The 20,618-nt window shown below is 42.7% G+C and carries 21 protein-coding genes; 11 read left to right on the plus strand and 10 right to left on the minus strand.

The window, feature by feature from the left end; translation table 11 throughout:
* Window positions 1-250: 250 nt before the first annotated feature.
* The 4 genes from EO98_RS19115 to EO98_RS06095 all read right to left on the minus strand — a co-directional run bounded on the left by EO98_RS19115 (window position 251) and on the right by EO98_RS06095 (window position 6,060).
* Window positions 251-2,926 carry a hydrophobe/amphiphile efflux-3 (HAE3) family transporter gene (locus EO98_RS19115; RefSeq protein ID WP_048139409.1) on the minus strand — a complete coding sequence of 892 codons (2,676 nt, stop codon included), beginning with the start codon at window positions 2,924-2,926 and terminating at the stop codon, window positions 251-253.
* Between the two features lie 435 nt (window positions 2,927-3,361).
* Window positions 3,362-3,850, minus strand: a complete 489-nt coding sequence (locus tag EO98_RS06085; RefSeq protein WP_048139407.1) for a MarR family winged helix-turn-helix transcriptional regulator — start codon at window positions 3,848-3,850, stop codon at window positions 3,362-3,364.
* Between the two features lie 403 nt (window positions 3,851-4,253).
* A complete protein-coding gene (locus EO98_RS06090; RefSeq protein ID WP_048139405.1) occupies window positions 4,254-4,829 on the minus strand; it encodes a GDYXXLXY domain-containing protein in 576 nt (191 codons plus the stop codon).
* A gap of 79 nt (window positions 4,830-4,908) precedes the next feature.
* On the minus strand, window positions 4,909-6,060 hold the full coding sequence (locus EO98_RS06095; protein WP_048139404.1) for a DUF2157 domain-containing protein: 1,152 nt from the start codon (window positions 6,058-6,060) through the stop codon (window positions 4,909-4,911).
* 198 nt (window positions 6,061-6,258) lie between these two features.
* On the opposite strand from EO98_RS06095, the gene EO98_RS18850 reads away from it, so the two are divergent.
* A complete protein-coding gene (locus EO98_RS18850) occupies window positions 6,259-6,420 on the plus strand; it encodes a hypothetical protein (RefSeq protein WP_200895242.1) in 162 nt (53 codons plus the stop codon).
* A gap of 85 nt (window positions 6,421-6,505) precedes the next feature.
* On the opposite strand, the gene EO98_RS06100 is transcribed toward EO98_RS18850, so the two are convergent.
* From EO98_RS06100 to EO98_RS06115, 4 genes are all read right to left on the minus strand, one after another.
* Entirely contained in the window at window positions 6,506-6,934 is a 429-nt protein-coding gene (locus EO98_RS06100; RefSeq protein ID WP_048139402.1) for a DUF3147 family protein, read from the minus strand.
* Window positions 6,931-7,104, minus strand: coding sequence for a hypothetical protein (locus EO98_RS06105; protein ID WP_156161038.1), 174 nt, complete (start codon window positions 7,102-7,104; stop codon window positions 6,931-6,933). The genes EO98_RS06100 and EO98_RS06105 overlap by 4 nt, the downstream gene beginning before the upstream one ends.
* A complete protein-coding gene (locus EO98_RS06110) occupies window positions 7,094-7,456 on the minus strand; it encodes a DUF3147 family protein (RefSeq protein ID WP_048139399.1) in 363 nt (120 codons plus the stop codon). Before EO98_RS06110 ends, EO98_RS06105 begins: the two co-directional genes overlap by 11 nt.
* Window positions 7,457-7,536: 80 nt before the next feature.
* Entirely contained in the window at window positions 7,537-8,433 is an 897-nt protein-coding gene (locus EO98_RS06115) for a D-aminoacyl-tRNA deacylase (RefSeq protein ID WP_048139397.1), read from the minus strand.
* Window positions 8,434-8,931: 498 nt separating this feature from the next.
* Here EO98_RS06115 and EO98_RS06120 point away from each other — a divergent pair, with 498 nt between their 5' ends.
* From EO98_RS06120 to EO98_RS06155, 8 genes are all read left to right on the plus strand, one after another.
* The gene (locus EO98_RS06120) at window positions 8,932-11,574 is read left to right on the plus strand and encodes a NosD domain-containing protein (protein WP_082098494.1); all 2,643 of its coding nucleotides are present in this window, start codon (window positions 8,932-8,934) and stop codon (window positions 11,572-11,574) included.
* 319 nt (window positions 11,575-11,893) lie between these two features.
* Entirely contained in the window at window positions 11,894-12,577 is a 684-nt protein-coding gene (locus EO98_RS06125) for a hypothetical protein (RefSeq protein ID WP_048143767.1), read from the plus strand.
* A gap of 10 nt (window positions 12,578-12,587) precedes the next feature.
* Window positions 12,588-13,013 carry a hypothetical protein gene (locus EO98_RS06130; RefSeq protein WP_048139390.1) on the plus strand — a complete coding sequence of 142 codons (426 nt, stop codon included), beginning with the start codon at window positions 12,588-12,590 and terminating at the stop codon, window positions 13,011-13,013.
* 221 nt (window positions 13,014-13,234) lie between these two features.
* Entirely contained in the window at window positions 13,235-14,131 is an 897-nt protein-coding gene (locus EO98_RS17415) for an RHS repeat-associated core domain-containing protein (protein ID WP_052735081.1), read from the plus strand.
* A gap of 89 nt (window positions 14,132-14,220) precedes the next feature.
* Entirely contained in the window at window positions 14,221-14,595 is a 375-nt protein-coding gene (locus tag EO98_RS06140; protein WP_052734478.1) for a barstar family protein, read from the plus strand.
* A 111-nt stretch (window positions 14,596-14,706) separates the two neighbouring features.
* On the plus strand, window positions 14,707-15,579 hold the full coding sequence (locus EO98_RS17420; RefSeq protein ID WP_255350263.1) for an RHS repeat-associated core domain-containing protein: 873 nt from the start codon (window positions 14,707-14,709) through the stop codon (window positions 15,577-15,579).
* Between the two features lie 14 nt (window positions 15,580-15,593).
* Window positions 15,594-15,980: a hypothetical protein gene (locus EO98_RS06150; protein WP_048139388.1), complete on the plus strand. Its 387-nt coding sequence runs from the start codon at window positions 15,594-15,596 to the stop codon at window positions 15,978-15,980.
* 140 nt (window positions 15,981-16,120) lie between these two features.
* Window positions 16,121-16,342: a hypothetical protein gene (locus EO98_RS06155; RefSeq protein ID WP_156161039.1), complete on the plus strand. Its 222-nt coding sequence runs from the start codon at window positions 16,121-16,123 to the stop codon at window positions 16,340-16,342.
* 107 nt (window positions 16,343-16,449) lie between these two features.
* Here the strand turns inward: EO98_RS06155 and EO98_RS06160 are convergent, their stop codons facing one another.
* Window positions 16,450-17,289 (minus strand): ion transporter, encoded by an 840-nt coding sequence (locus EO98_RS06160; RefSeq protein WP_048139384.1) that lies wholly within the window; start codon window positions 17,287-17,289, stop codon window positions 16,450-16,452.
* Between the two features lie 477 nt (window positions 17,290-17,766).
* Between EO98_RS06160 and EO98_RS06165 the strand changes: the two genes are divergently transcribed.
* Together EO98_RS06165 and EO98_RS06170 are read left to right on the plus strand one after the other, a co-directional pair.
* A complete protein-coding gene (locus EO98_RS06165; RefSeq protein WP_048139382.1) occupies window positions 17,767-17,988 on the plus strand; it encodes a hypothetical protein in 222 nt (73 codons plus the stop codon).
* Between the two features lie 8 nt (window positions 17,989-17,996).
* Window positions 17,997-18,320, plus strand: a complete 324-nt coding sequence (locus EO98_RS06170) for a YbjQ family protein (protein WP_048139380.1) — start codon at window positions 17,997-17,999, stop codon at window positions 18,318-18,320.
* 329 nt (window positions 18,321-18,649) lie between these two features.
* On the opposite strand, the gene EO98_RS06175 is transcribed toward EO98_RS06170, so the two are convergent.
* The gene (locus EO98_RS06175; protein WP_048139378.1) at window positions 18,650-20,170 is read right to left on the minus strand and encodes a glutamine synthetase family protein; all 1,521 of its coding nucleotides are present in this window, start codon (window positions 20,168-20,170) and stop codon (window positions 18,650-18,652) included.
* Window positions 20,171-20,618: the final 448 nt, after the last annotated feature.

The raw sequence follows: 20,618 nt of genomic DNA on the forward strand, positions 1-20,618 counted from the left end.
GACGACCGCTGTATTTGAGAGCGTCAGATAATAGTCATCAACTAACAGGATCCTAAAATTCAAACAATTCGAGTTTTTAATTAAATTTTCAGATATTATCTTTTTGCAAAAAGTGGGAATATTCCATTTAGGAAGTGGATTCCGCTTGCAACGTAAGTGCATGGAGTGGCTAAGGACCGGACCAAAAAGAAAAAAGAGTTGAAAAAAGGCATCTGATCCCTGAGCCGCTCCCATGGTTTTCATCCTTTTCTCAGGCTATTCCTGCTTTTTTCTTCTCCCGGCGAGTGTCCATCATCACAATCAGGGGTGGGAAGACCACGAAGGTGACAAAGATTGCCAGGAAAACATCAATGACCGTAACAAGCCCGAAATTGCTCAGGATGGGGAAGGGGGAGAAAATAAGGGCTGAAAACCCAAAGACCGTTGTAGCTCCCGAAGCTATCAGAGCTGAGCCGGTGGTTGCCATCGCCTGGTTGATTGCTTCCACAGGGTCCAGGCCGTTTTCCTTTTCCTCAAAGTAACGTTCCATCATCAGGATAGAATATTCGGACCCCACACCCAGGATCAGGGCTCCAAGCACCGCGGTCATTGGCGTGTATGAAAGGCCCAGCCCGGACATGACGAGGCCTGACCAGCCCACTACAATAAACATGGGGACGATCGGGGAGAGCGCTTTTACGTAGTCCCTGTAAACCACAAGCAGCCCAAGTAACACCAGCACGATTCCAAGCATGGTCATAAAGACCCTCCCGCTTGTAAGGGCACTGATAATATCAATCATCGCCACACTTTGACCGGTAATAATGACAGTAACTTCGGGGGGCGGCTGCAGCCACTGTAGGTCTTCCCCTACAATATCCCGCAGTTCTTTAATGCCTGTTATCTCGAGGTTCTCCATGGCCTGCCCTATATCAAGGTCAATTGTCAGCAACTGGCTGCCCTGTATGTATCCTTTTTTCTGACTTTCCGGGATTTCCCCGTATATTTTCCGTATTTCTTCAGAGGTTTCGGGTATGGTACCGCCGTTTTTTTCCTTTAAAAGGTCTACAATACTCGTAGCCTCGTACACATGGCCCCGGTTTTTAACTTCATACTGGCTAAACTCATCCATCCACTTCAGAACTTCCGGATCACTGTTATCCTTTACTTTAAGAATAATGTTTAGATGGTCTCCGGTTCCGGAAATCAGGTCCTGCATTTGTTTATAATTTACAAGGGAAGGCATGTCCTGGGGAATGAAAGTATTTGTGTCGGTCTGGATAGGGACTGACTGGTCTGCATAAATCCCAGCAAAACATGTAAGCAGGGAAATCACCAGGATGATCCGTGAATGTTCTATGGTAAAGTCGGCGATCTTTATAAGGGCTCTTTCAAGGGCTTTGGCTTTCTGGACTTCTGCTACTGGAGAATTGGAAGGATCGGTTTCGGGTTCGATTTTTTCGTCTTTCTTATTAAACAACCCTAAGGGGTTCTTCCTGGAAATCCAGTAGAAGCTGTAAAGGGCTATCAGTCCTAAAAAAATTCCAAACATTATCATAAATACCCTCCCACTTGTAAGGGCACTGATTATGTCAATCATCGTCACACTTTGATCGGTAATAATGTCGGTCTGGATAGGGATTGCCTGGTCTACATAAATCCCCATAAAACATGTAAGCAGGGAAATCACCAGGATGACCCGTGAATGTTCTATGGCAAAGTCGGCGACTTTCATAAGGAATCTTTCAAGAGCTTGGGCCTTCTGCACCTTTGCCGCGGAAGAATTGGAAGGATCAATTTCGGAATCGAGTTCTTCTTTTTTCTTCTTAAACAACCCAAATGGATTCGTCCTGGAAATCCAGTCGAAGCTGTAAAGGATTACCAGCCCGAAAAAGAGCGCAGAGATGTAACACATGACAATCCCTATCAGGAGCAATTTCCCAAAATCCTGGATCATGGGTATGGTGGAGGTAAAAAGGGGGATAAAGCCAAGAGCAGTCATTGCCAGGGCTATCAAGACGGCAGGACCTGTGTGTTTTATGGTGAGGACAAGGGCTTTTCCTGAACTTTTTCCAGCACGGATTTCTTCTTCCATCCTGTTATGGAACTGGATAGCATAGTCAATCCCCAATCCTATCAGGACAGGAAAAGCTGCCATAGAGACCATTGTCATGGGCACTCCGGCATATCCCATAAGCCCGAAAGTAAAAAGGACTCCCAGCAGCACAACCGGTAAAGGAAGCAGCCCCCACCTTACATGCCTGAAGACCAGGAGGAGCACGACAATCATCAAGAGGGAAGCTATCCCGAGCAGGATGCCCATGCTCTGGCTGATTTCTTTGTTAATATCAAGCCTCAGGGCGGGAGAACCAGTAACAATGAGGCCGTAGCCAGGGGGAAAAACGGCTTCTTTCAGGGAAATGTCCAGGGCATTAAGGATGTCTTCCCTCTGCTGGTCAGTTGAACTGCCTGCGACTTTGATCACTAGGACCATATGAGTATCGTCAGGCATGAGAGATTCGAACATTCCCGGCTGGATATTAAGTATATCCTGGACTTCCCGATCTGAATCCGGGACTTTTGCCCTCCCGGAGACTTTGTAATTGATTTGCTTTATCAGGGTAGCAGGGCTTGTGACAGACAGAACTCCCGGGACGGTCAGCATATTATGTTCCAGCCTATCTGCGGCTTTCATAACGGCTGAAGATTTGACTTCAGTTCCCTCAACCATCACTATAATGTTCTCGGTCTGGAAGTTTTTCTTGAAAAGGTGATCATAATCTTTATACAGTTGCGTGCCTTTGGAGACAAAAGTTTCCGTCCCTGACGCCATCTCAATCATCTGTGCCCCTTCAAGGGACAGCAGGATCAGAAGAAACATGACGGCAATTATAGTTGGGCGATTACTCTGGATGAAAACCCCTAATTTTTCGAATATGTTTTTTATGGCAGTACCCCCTTACAGGCTGCGTTTACTCTTTTTGTTTCTGAACAATCTTTATTTTTGACAGATTTTACCTGGACTCTCAGGTCTCACTGGAATTCTCAAATTTTGTAGAATTCAGATTTTACTGGAAGATCATAAGCACCATCAGCAGTTTTTCAGGAAAAATCCACAGCCACAGCTAGTCAAAACTGATTTCTCCATGAAAATTATTCAAAAAATTTTCCTGGTATCTTGATATCTACTGAGGAAATCCGGCTTAGATTAGCATTATATTTAATAATCAGGTAAGGATACTTTTCATAGGACCCCCTGAAAAACTGCTTGCTCAGATCCCCGGGTGCAGGGGACCGGGTTCTGTAAATGTTTTATCAGGAGAATCCGTCATATAGGACCTAATGCGTGAATCCGTTCTTTCGGGATTTATTCTTTCCAGGATCAATTTCCTGCCTCCTTTACGGAATCGATTTTCTTCATGATCCGCACCTCTGTTTTAAGGCATTCTTCATAATCTTTGATGTCCTGTTCCTCAAGATGTCCCATTAGAAAAGTGTCAACTTCTTCCATTTTCTTGTTCAGGATCTCATAGTACCTTTTCCCTTTCTCAGTAAGGGATACCGGAACTCTTCTGCGGTCATTTGGGTCTATTCTTCTCCTGACAATATCTTTATTCTCCAGGGAATCTATCATCCTTGAGAGGCTGCTCCTGTCCAGATTCATGCACAGGCCGAGGTATGAAGGAATTATTTCTCCTGCCGTGCCAATTATTATGATGGCAAGAGGCTGTTGTTTGCTGAGTTTTTCGAGTTCGTCCAATCTGGCCTGGGATATTTCTTGATAGACGTTTCTTTCGAACAATTTGTTGAAAAGTACTGTCCTTTCAAGCATCAACAGCCTTATTTCTCTTATTTTTTGATCATCTAACATGCTTCCTCCAGGACGCCATACATGTAACTGCAGAGTACAGATGCATGGATACCATAGCCAGATTACAGCGTCGGTCTGTAAGCGTCTGATGATCTACTTTAGTTTCATATAATGAAAACATACTGTTTGACAGCCACAACTGATGCAATTATAAATAATTGATATTTACAACAAATTAATTAGCTGATATTTAAGTTTATCGAATATTTATAAAAACCTCATTAAACATTCAAAAGATGATTATGGTTGGAATATATTCAGGCAGATTTATAAAAAAGTCTCTGCCTGAAATACAGGTTGTTAAGGAATTTTAATTTCTTACACACATCCGTGAACTACCCCCACCTATTTTCTGATGAAGGCGAGGAAGGGGACTTCCCGCTATGTCTCCGCGCTCCCGGAGTTAAATTTCAACCTCTTTTCCGTCAATCAATAAGCTCTTAATTACGGCATTTCCATATTTGTCAACAACAACCTTTACATTGACTCCTTCTTCCCCGGTCCACTGTTGACTTTCGATCTCTAGCCCCCTGCCTTCGGGGACAAAATAACTCTCAATACCGTACTCAACTCTGAGTTCTTTAATTTGGGGTTCTTCTGTTACAATACCGTCTTCATCTTCTTCCCAGTCGTAGATCAGTTCTTTTACTGTGCCTTTGATGTAAAGCCCATCCTCTGGCGGATTCCTGTACACTTTTTTGGGCACCCCGTACCCCTCTTCCAATGCAAGTGCCAGGTATATCCGGTCATTATAGTTAAAATGAGGATCTTCGGCTGGAACCACCTCCAGATCCAGGGTACTGATCTCGTAATTAAGGGTCACGTAGTCTCCCCTGAAAAGGTCCCTCGGGTCTACAGGTTCGGTTTTAAGTACGACTTCTGTCCCGGTTCTCAGGGTATATTCTTTGTACAGGATAAAACCTGAAAAGATCAGGAGCCAGAAGACTATCGTGAGATAAAAGATCTTCTTTTGATTCATCCCCGGATCCCCCCTGCTCCTGAAAGAACCATAGTTTCATAGCCCTTTAATCTCAAACAGCTGCTTTTCATTGTTCCTGTCATTGTTCCCCTCCTGAAAACTGGACCTTCAATTCCCTTCTTTTTCTTTCCAGAACAACACTTATGAAAAGCAGGACAAGCCCTCCAAGCATGAAAAATAGTGATCTTGGAAGCAGTTCCCAGAAGAAGTCAAAATATCTCGCAAAAATCAGGAGGACAAACCAGAACATTGTGGTATTTACGATCCCCATATTTTCGGTGCTGTACCCGGCATACAGGAGCAAGGTCAAAAGTCCGAGGAAGATAATATTGAAAAGAATCATGTAAATTTTTTCCGATGCGGGGCTGTATATTGTTGTGAGTGTGATCCCTGCCATTAACAATGCAACTATGGATATGCTCACATCTATCCGAAAACCTGTTAGCTTTTCCCTGAGTGGTTTTGGGAGCAGGACTGCCAGGAATAGGATTCCTGAGATGGCGTAAATTACAGGAACGATTTTTTCAACCTGGTACTCTCCAAGCTCGAAGGTGTGTACAAACAACGCAAAGAGCAGCGCCTGCAGCCCCATAAACTTAAACGCAGTTTCAGCATGTTTAATTTTTTCTGCCAGCCCGTGCAAAACCCCTATAAAATAGATGGAAATGCCTGATATGAGGTAGAGGTCCCAGATGTTAATCAATTTATTAAGGTCAGTCCTTTCCAGGTACAGAAGACTAATCCAGAGATAAAAGAGCAGGGAACAAAGCCCGGCAATTGGAGCGGACCGGTAGCCGTAGATCAGAGGAAAAACTCCAAGGACCCAGATAAAGACAAGGGTACTGTTGTTGGCGTTGATATTATAAATCTGGGCAATTAAAAAGAAGCTGGCTCCAAAGAGCAGGGCTGAGAGTAAAATCAGGGCAGAACCCAGACGGGGGTATTTCTGTTTCTCGTATTTTAAAAGATAACCCGCATAATGTATGCCCACCGTACTTCCAACAAGCAGCAAAACCTTGACAGTATCCCCGATTTTTTCCCAGTTGGAAGCCACAAACAGAATGGCACCGATCCCGATTAAAATCGCCCCTATGGTCGAAAAGGCAATGATTTGTTTTTTTGACCTGCGTTCCCTGTTATACTCCGCAAGGTCTTCCCTCATCTTTTCTGCCTGGACGTGATCAATGGTGCCTTCATCCAGCCATTTCAGGATAAGGTCTTCACCGAACATATTAAAACATATTGACATGTCCTATATACATTTTTTTAAACATATTTGTGACAGAATTTACGTCTTTATCTCACCCCCGTCCCTTCGCATTGATTTTTGATTTCAGTTTCACAGAATAATCTTCAGAACCATTGTTTCAAAAGCAGTTTGAACCTGAATTACATATTTTTTACATCAAGCAAATTGAGGTGACATGAAATGAACTGCGGCGAATTGAAGGAAGGTCAGATTCTTGTTTGTGAAGAGTGCGGGTTCGAACTTAAGGTAGTAAACGAATGCGGAGAATCCTGCTGCACGACCGACACTTGCTGTACAGGCAACATAACATGTTGCGGAGAGCCGATGAAAGTAAAAAAATAACTCCTGAAGAGCAACAGGGTGTTATAAAAGGACAAATCAGGAAGGAACGGGTACGGGAAATAAGTCGCGAAGAAATGTTTCTAGTTCAGGGCTGTTTTCCGGAACTTTCAAGAGGCTGTTTTCCTGCTGGCCGATTCCCTGTCATTCTTTTTCTTTTTTCCAGAAAGCCCTGCATCAGCATAATTGCTGCATAAGAACTAACAAACCAGACTACAAGGGCGATTGCCAGAGACAAACCCCACAGATTCAGATGTTCCATGCAAAAGGCGGCCGTGAGCACGCACATGGTGCAGCCCAGCATCCCTGCACTGGCTCCAAGGGCGATATCGGCAGCCTGTTCGGAGCTTCCGAAGTGTCCGGCCATGATGACCGCTGCAGCCATTACCGCAGGAAAAGCGGCAAAAATTCCTGCAAAAGATTTTGAAGGAACGAGCTGGAGCACAACATAACAGGCAGCGACAGCCAGGCCCCCGAAGATGAACCTCAGGCCCAGGTCACGGATATCAACTTTCATGGGCTGCCTCGTGATTCAGGGCTTGTTTTGATTTCCATTGGTTTAGTCCTCGATTGATATTTTTCCTTTGAAGATATTTCCCTTGATTGTTTTTTCCTTGATTGTTTTTTCCTTGATTGTTTTTCCCTGATATTTTTCTCTTGATTTGTATTTCCCTTCTCAAAACCCAAACCATGCGAGGTAAATCAGCGGAGCAAGCACCGCCCAGAAAAGAAGGGCAAGTCCAAGGCCTGTTTTCCATCCATACCTGAGAATAAAGTAGCTGGCGGCAAGTGCGCAGCAGATGTCTGCTGCCATTCCCACCAATGCTCCTTTCGAAAGCTGCTCGGTCACAGACAGCAGTTCGCTGCCCTTATATTCCATGCTCAAGCCCATGACTGCTGCCAGGTACACTGCCGGAAAGGCAGCAAAGATTCCTCCGAGCCTGCCCCCGAAAGTCCGGGCGATCAGGGTGGAAGCTAAAACCGCGCTTCCTCCGAACAGGAAGCGGAGGAATAAAGAAAACGGATCAATGTTAAACATGATGTTTCTGCCCCGGATACCAGAATGACCTTTATGGGTACTGGAATACCCATGGATATTGGGATGCCATGCAATGAACTTTATTCTTCCCTGCCGTACTTCTCCCGGATTTCAGACTCTTTTAAGACTTTTAACCCGAGTTTTTCCAGAATTTCGGATATCCGTTTTTTGTCTTCACTTTTCATGGATTTCCGGTCAAAGTAAGCAAATTCGGCATTTGATTTCTCAACCGCCTGCCGGACAAGAGCCTCGTCCACGAATTCCAGCTGGTATTTGGGGAAATTGTGCCCGAAAGATATATCGGTTTCAAGCAAAAGCCCTGTCTGGCGCATGGCATAGTGCCCTCCTCCGAAGCCGACGGCTACAGGCACTTTTTCAAGGGAAACTGCAAGAATAGCTTTTGCAGCAACCTCTCCGGCTTCAGGGTCTGTCCACTGTACTTCGGTGCTGCCGATCTCGGCATAGATGGAGGGTACAGAGAGTTCGGTTGGACCGTGATGGGTAACTTCCAGAGTTACGTCGTACTTCAGCCCTTTTTCTCCGACAAGCCGTTTCATTTCGCTCAGGATCGATTTCATAGCAGCCGGGGAAGCGACTGCAAGGGATTTCGGGAGGCCCCCGAGCCTGGCCTCACCCGAGGAATTTCCAGTACAGTGCACGGTAAGGGAATTGATTTCCTCTTTGCTCCTGTGTTTGGATGCGAAAATTATCAGGGAAGCTGGCAGCCCTGCAGCTTCGAGTTTTTTATCAAGTCCATCCTGAAAAACATGGATTTCTTCAATATCTACAAGCCTGAATTTTCCATCCGCTGATTCTCTGGCTGCTGAAAATCCGGATTCGGGCGGGAGTTCAAGGGGTTTCCATTCCCTCAGGCGCAAAAGATGAGTTTTGATGTTCTGGCTGGAAAGGTCAGGGGCAGAACAAATGATGGTGATTTTTGAATTATTTACATTCTCTGGCTTACTTATATCTGTCATTGTCAGATCAGTCCGGTTTTCTTCTGAATTTATCCTGATTTATTCTGGACTTTTGTTCAGAAACAATTTTGTTCAGAAACAATTTTGTTCAGAAACAATTGCCTTTAGAATTCGTAAAGATAGATAAAACCAACCCCAAAATTCCGGCTCTAATCAAAAAAATTGCTGTTTTGTTTTTGACCTCCGGGAAAAAGTCCCGTTTTCCTTTTTGGAGAATGCTAACTGCGATCCAAAGAACCTTTTTGTCCTGAAAAAAATAAGAAGCCGCCACCTGCTGAGATAAATCATTAATTTATTATAACCCTGCTCAAAGTGATACAAAAACAGTTATAATATATTAACTATATAATTAAAAAAATAACATAACTTAATTATTTAGATTCAAACGGTGCAGGAGTGAATTTCACGTCCAAGCGCCAACAAACTGCATTGAAATTAGTAAAGAAATTGCAAATATAAACTGTGTGTATCATAATAGTTAACATTAAATATTTTGGTATGATCCAGATGAATCTTTCCGAAAGAAACCAGATAAACATTCATATAATGTTTTGCCTGGCTGCAGTCGCAGTCCTCCTTTTGATAAGTATCGGCACTGCAGCCGCCAGTGAGATCCATGTTAACCCTGACGGATCTGGGGATTACCAGACAATTCAGGAAGCCGTAAATAACGCATCCAGTTACGATACGATAATTGTGGCTCAAGGGAAATACATTGAAAACGTCGTTGTCTCTGCGGATAAGGATAACATGACTATCCGTTCCGAACGCGGACCCGGACTTACCACGGTTCAGGCTTCTAATTCAGAGGATCATGTTTTCAAAATAATGGCAAATTCCGTTACGATCAGTGGGTTTAAAGTAACCGGGACGGTCAACTATCCATATAGTGGGATTTATCTTGATTCCGTTGAAGGGTGCAGTATTCTAAATAACACAGCATCGGACAACTATAACGGCATATACCTTGATTCTTCGAGCAGCAACACGCTTGAAAATAACACAGCATCAAACAACGAAAACGGCATATTTCTTAATTTTACAAGCAACAGTATTCTTTCTGAAAACCGGATGGAGGACAACAATTACAATTTCTACGCATATGGTAATTCTCTGGACACCAATATTGTCTATGCCAATAATAACGTAGACGGAAAGCCAATTTATTACCTTGTTGAAGTTTCGGATCTTGAAATAAACTCATCTTCAAATGCAGGGACTGTTTATCTGATTGACTGCAAAAATATCACTGTAAAAGACCTGACTATTGAAAAGGAAGGGTTCGGAATACTCCTTTATAATACTACGGACTCGAAACTGGAAAACAATAATCTTACGGAAAATCTCTACGGTATCTGTCTTTCTTCTTCAAGCAGCAACACATTTACCGGTAACACGGTAAATGAAGGTAATCTAGAGTATTCTAGCGGAATTTACCTTTACGACTGTTATGATAACACTTTCTACGGAAACGTAATTGGCAAAACTTGGCGCGCCATTTACAGCTATGATTCGAACAACGACTATATGTCCAATCAAGTTTCCGGCTCTTATATCGGGAACTACTATAGAGACGTTTACCGCAAATACTCTTTGACTGAATCCTCTTATCAATGGATCAACACCACCAGGGACAATGCAACCTGGTATGACACGTCAGATGAAGATTATTCGGAAAAGGTCCATATAGGCTTTAACCTCACCCTCGACGGGGTTAACTACACCGACATGCAGATCGGGAGCAACGGGGTGATCCAGCTAATTCCGGCGGGGTCCGGAGAGCTTAATGCTTCTTCCTGGTATGGTCTCAAACACTGGGTTGACACATATCCTGACGAAACGTTCATATTTGTCCTCTGTGACGACCTTACCGCAGAAGGATATGAAGAAGAAAATTTTGCATTTACCGACCTTGCAGCCACATCAGAAAAACATGGGGTTGAAAATACCTCCGCAGTTAATTTTGCTGAACCTGAAACCTTTAGCGAAAAAGCTGTAACAGAAAAGGACAGGGAAAAGAATGTTCAGGTTTCCATGAAATCAAATCCAGTTGAAACTGCCCTCATGGGAAGCACTTTCCCGGACGTTCAGTGGTACGGGTACACAAGTTACTCAACTGGAGACACTGATTCCGAGGACAACATTATCCCGTGCAATCTGACTGTTATCGATTATCATGTGATTACATATGGGGATTCGTATCATAACCGTGAGTACGGCGAATCCCCCCTCGATTTCCAGGTTGTGCTGTATGAAAACGGCACCATCAGGTTCAATTTTAAGAGGATTGAATATTCTTACTTTGATACTTCCCTCTACAGCGGTTTGTACCTGGGCAACAATTCTTCCATACACGCAAAAGAGCTTGTCCATGTTGCAAGGGCAGGACAGTACGGGAACGAGACCTCATTCAGCACCCCGGTAATCCGCACTCTTTCAAGCAGTTATGACACTGACGGAGACGGCATTGCCGACAGTGAATACGATATTGCCAGCAGTCATTACAATACCAACCATGGCACGCAAACCGATTACTACCCGCTCGTCCTTCTTTCCGAGGCAGGCGCCCCGTCCACAGCCAGCGGTTCGGGCACGGCTTCATTTACCGTCAGTACCACGTTTACCAACCCGGCAAGTGTCGGTGTGGACATGGTTGAGCTTTACTACAAGAAAGATGGAGGGGACTGGAGCAAATACGGAGATAGCAGCACTGGCAGCTTCACATTCTCTACCGCTTCAGCAGGTGACTACTACTTCTATACTGTCGCAACGGATGTCTACGGAAACATAGAAGGTTTGCCTGATGATTATGATTCATACACTTCGGTGAGCATCAGTAGCGGAAACGGCGGAAGCGGCGGAAGCGGGACAGGGGAAGCCAGGATAATCTCCGCGGGGACAGATGAAACCGGGGAGGAGTCTGATGAAGAAGAAGACGAATCTGACGGGTCAGTTATGCAGGTTCCTTCCTCAGGAGATACGGGTACATCCAAAAACTCCACAGCTTCTGAAGTAACAAAAGATTCCGGGGAAGAAGGAAACAACGGAGGAAATAACGAAGGAAAAGAGACCCCAGGATTTGAACTTGTATTCGCAGTTACAGGCATGCTGGCGGCTCTCTACTCCACCAGAAAAGAGTGAAACGAAATTATGATTGAGGGGTTACTTTTCTCTCTTTCCCTTTTTTCTTATTTCCTCTTCCCCTTTTTCTTCGATTTCATTTTTCTTATTCGTGAAGATTTTTGCCTTTTCTCGTTTATATGGAAAAAGTCCACTTCGATCAAGGGAACCGTTTTGTCTTGAAAAGAATAGAAAGCCTCCTCCAGCTTTTCTGGCGGCCCTTCTTTAAATGAAATTAAAAATTAAAAAGACTCTAATTTTTTGATACACCCTACAATTTATATGTCGTCTGATGTGGTTTTATACTGCAAAATATAAACTCCGGTATAATCCGCAGGCATTGAACAGGTATTCTTATGCGCTGAATAATCCGGTAAAGTATACTGATCCGAGCGGGCATTATGTTGAAACTGCCATTGATGTAGCGTTCCTTGCAATGGACATTAACGATATCCGTACCGGGAATGCTGATAAGTGGACATACATAGGTCTTGCTACTGATGTTGTATGTGCTCTGGCGCCGGGTGTGACAGGTGGAAGGCTTGGAGTTCAGGCTCTGGAGGAAACGGTTACTCATGCGGATAATGTAGGGGATTTGTTCAAGCTGCTGGATAAGACGGCGGGAGTTACTGCCACAGGGAACAAAGTAGATAATGTAATCGATGGAGAAAAGTCCTTGGAAGGGCTTGCCGATGGCATAACACTTATAGGTGACTCAATAGACAGTGGTCAATTCAGAAGAACACTTGGGTATGAAGGGAAGAAAATACAGATTAATAGTGGACATGGATATACTCGTGAACATCCAGCAAGTGGTAGTCTGGAAGAAGTTGGGACTATGAATGAAATTGAAAGTGCAATTGTTTTAGACGTAAATTCTGCTGTAAATTCTGGACTTGAACTACCAAATATGGGATATATTGAAAGAGTTGTGACTGTCAACAACAATCAAGTAGGATATCGTTTAATGCAAACCCAAGATGGTGTTTATAGAGTAGGAACATACTACCGTAAAGTTGAATGAGGTGTTGAAAATGGATATTCTTCAAATGAGAGATGAAATCAATAAAATAAGGAATTACAAAAAATCAGATTTTGATGAAAATGGTTTGATAAAAATAAGACAGCGTTTATCAAATCTCAGTGAAGAATTTAAACTTAAATTGAAAGAGACCAATGAACCTGCATTACTAGTTAGTATTATTGAAGAGGATAAAAAGAACTATGACATGCCGATTGATTTGATGTTTTTGGTTTATCAGAGATTAATAAAAATTCAGCCTCACAAAAACATATTGCTGGATTTTGCAAATTATTTGGGGTTCATAGGAGGACCAGATTGGGAAGAAGAATTAGAAGAAATAATAAAACTTGCGAACGATGATAGAATAAAAGAAGCTGCAGAGATTGCTCTGAAAGTTGATTACTTCAAGTACCCATTTAATGAAGGAATTGACTGACTTATACTCTGACATGAATAATAAGATAAATTCTGTAATTCATAGCATATTAAATAGCAAATCATTGAAAACATCCAGAACTACTGGATGTTTAAACCTTCTTTTTGCATTTTTGAGTCGACCTCATATTCGTTTTTCAAAGTAATTAGATCAACAACGGCACATCCACCAGCTACTTCTTCCGCGATGACGAACGCGTAGCCAAAGAAACATCCGAAAGCATGGAGTGGTACCTCTCCGACCATATAGGCAGCACTTCCCTGATGGTTGATGAAACCGGGCTTGAAGTCGAACGAACCGATTACTTCCCATACGGCCAGGTTCGGTCAGGCGGTCTGGAGAAATACGGGTTTACAGGGCAGGAGAACGATGCCGATACAGGGTTGATGTATTACGGTGCAAGGTATTATTCGCCTGAGTACAGGGTTTTCGTTCAGCCGGATACACTGCTTCCTGATCCGTATAATCCGCAGGCGTTGAACAGGTATTCTTATGCTCTGAATAACCCGGTGAAGTATACCGATCCGAGTGGGCATTATGTTGAGACCGCTCTTGATTTAGCGTTCCTTGCAATGGACATTAACGATATCCGCACCGGAAACGCTGATAAATGGACTTACATAGGTCTTGGTGCTGATCTGGTATGTGCTGCCCTGCCTGTAGTTACAGGGGGTAGAGTTGCTGTAGAGGCGGTGGAGGAAACAGTTACTCATGGTGATGAGCTTGCAGACTTCTTTAATCTGATGGATAAGGTGGCGGATACAGAGAAAAATCTAGATAATATTGACGACTCAACTGACATTGCAAAAACAATAAAAGAAGCTACTAATGTAAATCAAAATGTTCCAGAAAAAGCACTTGATATAGCAAAAAAAATTAAAGAAAATAATGGAAAAACCCCAAATGGGTATAAAGGGGGTCGATCCTTTAGAAACGATGGTAGAAATGGTGATCAATTATTACCTGGAAATGTAAACTATAAAGAATATGATATTGATCCTTACGTTCGTGGAAATAATAGAGGGTCAGAAAGGATCGTGGTTGGGGATGATGGTTCTGTATGGTATACTAATGACCATTACAAAACATTTTCACAAATTGAGGATGTGGAGAAATGAAACAAAGTGAATATATTCATTTCATTTTTTGTGATACAAGTCGTTTGGATAAGTTTATTGAAACTTTATCAAAAGGTAAAGATTCATACTTGGCAAAAATAGACGGTAGCAAATGTAAGGATCTTGATAGTTTATTCTCTGAGTTTAAACAGGCTTTCAAGTTTCCGGATTATTTTGGATACAACTGGGCAGCTTTTGATGAATGTTTAAATGACCTTGACTGGATTGATGCAGAATCATATGTGCTGGTCATAAAAAATATGACTGAAATTTTGCCTGATGACAATATAAATTTTGACCGGTTTTTAAAGTATTTATATGAAGCGCTTACTGAATGGACAGAAGGTAGGGACTGCGATGATTTTCCGACCGAAAAAAAGCCTTTTCACATATATTTTCATAGCTCTGAAGAAAACAAAAAAGTTTTAATTGAAAAAGTAAGGGGAAATTTTTCTGATGAATAATTGTACCTTTAACTCAAAAATTTAAATTTATTTCTTTTTCCCAATTTTTGTAATAATGAAAATCACCCTTACTGAAAATTAGAACTTCAACTTTTAGACAGCACACTGTCCATAGACAAAAACGGCCTTGAAGTCGAACGCACCGATTACTTCCCATACGGCCAGGTCAGGTCAGGCGGTCTGGAGAAATACGGGTTTACAGGGCAGGAGAACGATGCCGATACAGGGCTGATGTACTACGGCGCAAGGTATTATTCGCCTGGGTACAGGGTTTTCGTTCAGCCGGATACACTGCTTCCTGATCCGTATAATCCGCAGGCGTTGAACAGGTATTCTTATGCTCTGAATAACCCGGTGAAGTATACCGATCCAAGCGGGCATTATGTTGAAACTGCCATTGATATAGCGTTCCTTGCAATGGATATTAATGATATCCGCACCGGGAATGCCGATAAGTGGACATACATAGGTCTTGCTACTGATGTTGCATGTGCTGTCGTGCCGGGTGTGACAGGCGGAAGGCTTGGAGTTCAGGCTCTGGAGGAAACAGTTACTCATGGTGATGAGCTTGCAGACTTCTTTAATCTGATGGATAAGACGGCGGGTGTAGAGAAGAAAGTGGATAATGCGATTGATGCTGAAAAAACTGTTAATCATATTGATGATACACTTCAAGCAACAGATTATGTTCTAAAAGCAAACACTAAAGCTGAAGCAAAAAAAGCTGTTGATGGATTACCTCTCGAGATCAGAGATAAAATAAAAGATTTTTACAATGGAGGATCTAATAAATACACAGAGTTTACATTACAGAAAACTGAAAACGGATACTATGTAGCTACTATGACCAAACCAGGAAATGTTCCTGGTTCTTACGCTACCTACTATAAGGAGATTTCACCTTCTGGAGAAACTCTCAAGGTATACAAAGAAACGATAGATCCTTCTGGTAATCTTGTACACTCTAAAAATAAAATGGGATAATAGAAGGGAGTAAGATGATCGATCTAAAAAAAATAACAAGTTTTAGGGATTTAATCATCTCAAAAAAAGAACTCTTTGAATCTGTTCCATTTAATCCACCTAAAGAATATTGGAACAATCGAGTAGTAGTCTGCAGTGAGCATTTAATACATTTATTGGAAGAATATAAGGCTGGAAAGATTTCAAAGAAAGATATATTAGATTGGGTAAACACAATATGGTTCTCTGAATGGTATTATTACTGTGAGGACTATAGTGATTCTATTGCAAGCGTAATGGATGAACTCGAAGAAATCGATGAAGAAGGAAAGGAATTAACAGTAGAGAAGACAGAGCTTTATATCTCTGCTCTCCGAAACAACCTTGAGGAGTGGAAACTTAAAGACAAAGATAATATTTGATTATTCTTTCTCACAAATGACAGAGATTTGAACTTATCCCTTTATGCTTTTGCCTGATAACAGGCAAATTCACTTTTTTACTTAATTAGCTTTTTGCACAACCGGACAGTTTACTTCCTTATCCTTATAGTCCGCAGGCGTTGAACAGGTACTCTTATGCGTTGAATAATCCGGTGAAGTATACCGATCCAAGCGGACATTATGTTGAGACTGCCATTGATGTAGCGTTCCTTGCAATGGACATTAATGATATCCGCACCGGGAATGCTGATAAGTGGACCTACATATGTCTTGCTACTGATGTTGTATGTGCTCTGGCGCCGGGTGTGACAGGTGGAAGGCTTGGAGTTCAGGCTCTGTAGGAAACAGTTACTCACGCGGATAATGTTGGAGATTTGTTCAAGCTGCTGGATAAGACGGCGGATGCAGAGAATAAAGTAGATAATGCTCTTCAATCCCACAGGCGGTTCTATAATTCTGCTCCGCAACGCTTACAGAATTTAGCATCGCTGTCATGCCCCTCAAAACTGCAATTTTGACACACCTTTCCTTTAAGGTTTCTGCTTGCATAGGTCATCTCGGATGTGACAATACCTGTCGGAACCGCTATGATGCTATAACCTATTATCATGATAAATGACGCCAGTGCCTGTCCGAGATTCGTCTCAGGGACTATGTCCCCGTATCCTACGGTTGTAAGTGTTATGATTGCCCAGTAGATGCTCCGGGGTATGCTGGTAAACCCGCTCTCTGCCCCTTCAATAACGTACATCAGGGAGCCCAATATCACCACCAGAGTCAAAACCGTAAATTGGAACAGGATTATTTTTCGCCGGCTTGCACGTAAAGCTCTTATCAAGAACTCAGCTTCACCAAGATACTGGACAAGTTTGAGCACCCTGAAAACCCTGAGTAACCGTAGACCCCGGATCACCACCAGATACCGGCCGCCTGGCAGAAGCAGGCTAAGATATGTCGGGAGAATTGCCATCAAGTCTATGATTCCAAAAAAACTTGTGGCGTATTTGAGGGGCCTCCCAACACAGATCAGGCGCAAAAGATACTCCACTGTAAATAGTATCGTGAAAATCCATTCCAGGGAATAGAACAAACCGCCATATAAAGCTGCGAGATTACTTACGCTATCAAGCATAACGACAATAATACTCAGCAGGATTGTAAGAATCAGGACTTCATCAAAAATCTTTCCGGCGGGAGTGTCAGCTTCAAATATTATTGTATATAACGTATTTCGCCAATTACTATCAGCCGGCCTATTTTGCGGGTTATTTTTCACTGAAGCAGCCATTGTTAACATCCACGCAGCAAGAGTTTGATATGCAATCTAACTTTTTGAAAATTCAGTTATGATGCAACATCTTAAAAAGCAGTTACATCCCCCTATGTTTCACACCATAATAAATATTTACTTACAGTGGGTTAATATTATAGTTAAATAACAGTTGAATACATCAGGTTTTTGACCTGTTCTCATAATATTGGAACTTCCAAAATTATGATTGATGTGTTCTCTTTTCCCTTTTCCTCTTTCCTTTTCCCTATCTTCTTTCCCTTTTCATTTGTTTCTCATGTTTTCGTTTTTGCGAAGTTTTTTCTCTTCTGCCATGATTCTGTAAAGGGAAAGTTGCATTATAGGAAATTTACATAAGATAAAACATGTCTATAAATATAAAGAAAATGATATAGTATATCCTGTACTTATAGAATTTCTCAAGCAACCTGGGTTTCTGTGGTGATTTCCAATTTTGTTTGAAGAGGTGTTCTTATGAACAGCAACACAGCAGTTAGAAATCTTGGCATAGGACTGACAGTCACAGGCTTAATCTTGCTGGTGGGATATGCCCTTTATGATATTTTTACCACAGAGTCCAGCCTCGTACTTAAAATATCTATCACGGCAATTGTAGCAGGTATAGGGCTGGTTTTATTGATCCTGATAAAGGAAAAAATGAGTGTCAAGGATAAGGAGATTGAAAGGAGATACTAGGTGAGAACATGATAATCGCAACCACAGATACAATAGCAGGAAAAGAAATCATACGTACCATTGGAATGGCCCGTGGCAGTACCATTCAGGCCAAGCATATTGGCAAGGATATCATGTCAGGTCTGCGCAGTGTCGTAGGGGGCGAACTGACAGAATACTCCGAGATGCTTGAAGAGGCAAGGGAGAAGGCGATCAACCGCATGGTTGAGGATGCCGAAAAGATGGGAGCCGATGCCGTGGTAAATGTCAGGTTCATGACCTCCATGGTAATGGCAGGAGCGGCCGAGATGCTTGCATACGGAACGGCTGTAAAGATAAGGGATAAGGAATAATCAAAGGAATAATCAAAGGAATAATCATTGTTCCTCAGGGAATAAGTCTTCACTGCGCAGTTAATAAACAACCGGAGAAGGCTATTCCTGTTAATCAGGCTTTAGTTTATGAATATTTTCAATTCGGTGGCTGCTTTCCTTTTCTTAGTAAACTATTCAATTAGATCTCTTTAATCCTGTGGGGTATATATAGTACCTTCAGGGCACCGAAAAAGTTACAAAAGGAGGAAAATCGTTTTTTACAGGGACCCTGCCCTCAAGGGGCAGAGCCTCTGCTCTTTTTTCCGGTAGGAAAAAAGAAAAAAAGGTTGTTTAAAGTCGTTGCGATCTCAGGCGACGTGGATGTAAGTGTCCACAAGTCTCTTGATTTCTTCTGTCTTACCGTAGAGTTTCTCGCTCAGCTGGTAGTCATTGAAGGCTTCAAGGCCACCAATGATTCCATCGAGCATGCCCTCGGTAAAGACATCGTACTGCATGAAGATATCCTTCTGTTTCTTCAGGGCCTGGGCGGACTCGTAGCAGGAAGCAGGGAGGTGCTCAAGTTCGGCAAGCCTGTCCTTGTGCTCATCCTTGAAGATGTTTACACTGATGTACAGCTTCTTGGAAAGTTCAAGGGCATTGTCCATCTGGAGACCGTGACGGGTACCGACACAGAGCCCTGCGAGGAGGAGATAGACGTCAGCAGAACCGTCAGCTGCACGGAACTCGTAGGTCTGCTTGCTGGAGTGGTCCTTGAGTTCTTCGCTGTAGTTCGGGTTTGCGATGGTGATCATCTTGCTTGCTTCCCCGGACCAGCCGAGAGGCACACGGATAAGGGCAGAGCGGTTCCTGTCTCCCCAGCAGATATTGGTTGGAGCTTCCTGGTGAGGTACAAGACGCAGGTAGGATGTCGGGATCCTGTTTCCGAAAGCAGTGATTGATCCGGCAATATCCAGGCAGCCAACGATTGCTTTCTTTGCGGCATCGGTAAGCTGTCCTCCGTTCTCGACGGTTGCGGTCTTGCCATCTTTCATGAGTTTCATGTGGATGTGTAGTCCACTGCCTGCCTTTCCAACGGTGATCTTCGGGGCATAGCTGACTGAAACACCATACTGGGCTGCAAGCATCCTGAGCACCCATTTTCCGATGATCAGGCGGTCAGCAGCATCCTCGAGGCTTGTGGTCTCGAACTCGATTTCGTTCTGCTCGTAGTAGTACTTTTCATCGGTAAAGTTTCCGACTTCAGAGTGTCCGTATTTGATTGATCCGCCAGCTTCGGCGATTGCGAGCATGGCATCTTTCCTGAGCTGGTCGAACTTGGTGAAGGGGCCTGCTTCGTGGTAGCCTCTCTGGTCAACAGCCGGGAAGTCAGTATCAATCTGTTCTTTGTCGCTGATGATGTAATACTCGAGTTCAGCCATTGCATTTAACTCGTACCCGGTTTCATCCTTCAGAACAGCATGAGCCTTCTTCATGATGTTTTCAGCAGAGCTTGCAAGGGGATTTCCATCCTTGTCGAAGTAAGAACAGAGTAAATCAAGAGTCGGGATTTCCTCAAACGGATTTACAAAAGCAGTTCGGTATTTCGGGACGACGTAAAGGTCGCTTGAATCGGCTTCTATGTATTTGAAAAGACTGGATCCATCCACTCTTTCTCCGGTAGAAAGCACGGTATCAAGGTGTTCTTCATTTCTGATAACGAAGCTGAGGGCTTTGAGCCTGCCATCTCCACCAACATAGCGGAAGGTCAGCATCTTAATGCCGTTTTCTTTGATGAACTTTATGATGTCGTCTTTGGTGAATTCGTTTGCTGGCTTCTTAAGATACTGTACCAGGCTGTTCGGATTCAGTTCTACAGATGATGTTTTCATTGTTATCCCTTCTTATTGATTGAAATATGTTTGATTGGAATATTCGAGTATTCAAAGCCTCATTTCAATAATAATATTGTTCAGGCTTAATGATTACCGTATTAATCGTAATTTAGTAAATTTCTGCCTGACTAGGAAAGAGATAACTTACTGCGGTCTATATAAAGTTTTCTATTTTTTATTTTTTCGGATGAAATATAAACAGCGAATGATCATCATGGGCTTGTTCTGCATAATTCTGTTTTTCGGACAGACGGACAGGAGAAAATAGGGTTTTTGCCCAATAAATATATTGGACAAATGCGACATAGATATTTAATAAATATAACCATAACAAATTATAAGATTGGTGGGGACAGCCAGAGATTTCAATATGTTTTCTATGGCAATTTTTCTATGGCAGATTTTTCTATGGCAGATTTTTGATTATTCCATAAGGAAGAATGGA

The sequence above is a fragment of the Methanosarcina sp. 2.H.T.1A.6 genome (assembly GCF_000979455.1).
Taxonomy (GTDB): domain Archaea; phylum Halobacteriota; class Methanosarcinia; order Methanosarcinales; family Methanosarcinaceae; genus Methanosarcina.

Bases quoted from the DNA above. Each gene is read 5' to 3' on its own strand.
- EO98_RS06085 (WP_048139407.1), bottom strand. From the start codon at position 3,850: ATGTTAGATGATCAAAAAATAAGAGAAATAAGGCTGTTGATGCTTGAA.
- EO98_RS06090 (WP_048139405.1), bottom strand. From the start codon at position 4,829: ATGAATCAAAAGAAGATCTTTTATCTCACGATAGTCTTCTGGCTCCTG.
- EO98_RS06095 (WP_048139404.1), bottom strand. From the start codon at position 6,060: ATGTTCGGTGAAGACCTTATCCTGAAATGGCTGGATGAAGGCACCATT.
- EO98_RS18850 (WP_200895242.1), top strand. From the start codon at position 6,259: ATGAACTGCGGCGAATTGAAGGAAGGTCAGATTCTTGTTTGTGAAGAG.
- EO98_RS06100 (WP_048139402.1), bottom strand. From the start codon at position 6,934: ATGAAAGTTGATATCCGTGACCTGGGCCTGAGGTTCATCTTCGGGGGC.
- EO98_RS06110 (WP_048139399.1), bottom strand. From the start codon at position 7,456: ATGTTTAACATTGATCCGTTTTCTTTATTCCTCCGCTTCCTGTTCGGA.
- EO98_RS06115 (WP_048139397.1), bottom strand. From the start codon at position 8,433: ATGACAGATATAAGTAAGCCAGAGAATGTAAATAATTCAAAAATCACC.
- EO98_RS06120 (WP_082098494.1), top strand. From the start codon at position 8,932: ATGATCCAGATGAATCTTTCCGAAAGAAACCAGATAAACATTCATATA.
- EO98_RS06130 (WP_048139390.1), top strand. From the start codon at position 12,588: ATGGATATTCTTCAAATGAGAGATGAAATCAATAAAATAAGGAATTAC.
- EO98_RS17415 (WP_052735081.1), top strand. From the start codon at position 13,235: ATGGAGTGGTACCTCTCCGACCATATAGGCAGCACTTCCCTGATGGTT.
- EO98_RS06150 (WP_048139388.1), top strand. From the start codon at position 15,594: ATGATCGATCTAAAAAAAATAACAAGTTTTAGGGATTTAATCATCTCA.
- EO98_RS06160 (WP_048139384.1), bottom strand. From the start codon at position 17,289: ATGGCTGCTTCAGTGAAAAATAACCCGCAAAATAGGCCGGCTGATAGT.
- EO98_RS06165 (WP_048139382.1), top strand. From the start codon at position 17,767: ATGAACAGCAACACAGCAGTTAGAAATCTTGGCATAGGACTGACAGTC.
- EO98_RS06170 (WP_048139380.1), top strand. From the start codon at position 17,997: ATGATAATCGCAACCACAGATACAATAGCAGGAAAAGAAATCATACGT.
- EO98_RS06175 (WP_048139378.1), bottom strand. From the start codon at position 20,170: ATGAAAACATCATCTGTAGAACTGAATCCGAACAGCCTGGTACAGTAT.